1 protein-coding gene and 1 pseudogene are annotated in these 1,207 nt (G+C 58.9%); both read right to left on the bottom strand.

Annotated elements, in window-relative coordinates; genetic code table 11:
• Nucleotides 1–630: pseudogene (locus tag BN873_RS16640) on the bottom strand (hypothetical protein); the annotation flags it as partial.
• 186 nt (nucleotides 631–816) lie between these two features.
• The coding region (locus BN873_RS16635) for a phage virion morphogenesis protein (protein ID WP_102047060.1) at nucleotides 817–1,207 on the bottom strand (391 nt) is incomplete at its 5' end.

The following is a 1,207-nucleotide window of genomic DNA, read 5'->3' as shown; positions in this document are numbered from 1 at the left end:
TGCTTTAAGAGTTGCCTCGCGCGAGGCAATAGCGGCTTCGCGCGAGGCAATAGCGGCTTCGCGTGCGGCAAAATCGACGCTTGGCGATGCAGTAGGCGTTGCAGGCGGCGGGGTCTGCGGGACAGAAACGGGTTCAGTCACGGTCATCATCTCCGAAGGGGATAAAGCGAATTCGAGGGTAATCGTGTCGGCCTCGGCGGCCAGCGCAAAGCTGGGTTTGCGCAATCCACGCACGGCAGGCGGCGCGGCGCCTAAAAAACCCACATGCTTGAGGTAATACGTGCCGGGAACCGGGTTACCGGGCGCATCTTTGCGAAAGAAGCTCGCGCTGATCCGATTGAAGCGCTCATCGTTGACCATCTGCGCGAAGTCGAGATCGACGGCGCGCGGTGTCGCTTCGAGCACGGTGCCGGATAAGTGCAGCGACTGCACCCAGCCATAGGCAGGGTCGTCAAGGACCGGATGCCCTACAACCAGCGGCGCTTCGAGCAGGGACGGGTCATACGCTGCCGCCGTGGCTTTTACGTCATCTAGCGTAAACGTGGCGGTGTGGCCGGAAACAGCGGTGTGGGTGCCCGCGTAAAAGATTTGCAGTGGCTTGGCGATCATGCCGGGCAGTATGCCGAGCAATTCTCCGGGCGACTTTTAAGCGACCTTAAAAAATGACTGGAAAGAGCCATGCCGCAAAATAAGCGATTTAAGGCGTTTTCCACCCAAACCGCACCTTCGGTATTCCTTCGGCTGGAAAATCGAAAATACGACGAGTTAAAAGGGTTTTAAAAGGGGTTACGCGATAGAGGCGACGGCGAGATACGGCTAGTCGGCCAACCAGTCCGCCAAGGTCGCCAAAATCGCTGCACGCTCCCCTTCATCCAGACCCAGGAAGGGTCGGGCGGGAATGTGTCGGTCGGGATCGCCGAATTGATGGGTGGCGCCATAGAGCCGATCCGTGCCCAGCCGCAATTCTGTGCCGCTCGCCTGGTAGTTCAGTTGCCGTAGCCAGCCATCGAGTACCAGCAGTTTGTCTTGGTTCTTTTTCTTGTGGGTGTGTGGGGATAGTGCGGGCCAGGGTGCACCATCCGGGCCGATGCCTCGGTTAAACCGTTCCCGATGCGAGATCAGCAGCGACTCGCCCAGATCCCGAAAGACCGGCGTGAGATCGCCCAGCTTCTCTTGGAGCTTTTCCAGAAAAGCCCGAATCTCGGCA

Origin of the sequence: Candidatus Competibacter denitrificans Run_A_D11, from assembly GCF_001051235.1 — a bacterium.
Classification (GTDB): Bacteria; Pseudomonadota; Gammaproteobacteria; order Competibacterales; family Competibacteraceae; genus Competibacter_A; species Competibacter_A denitrificans.
This window is presented reverse-complemented; position numbering and strand designations above follow the sequence as displayed.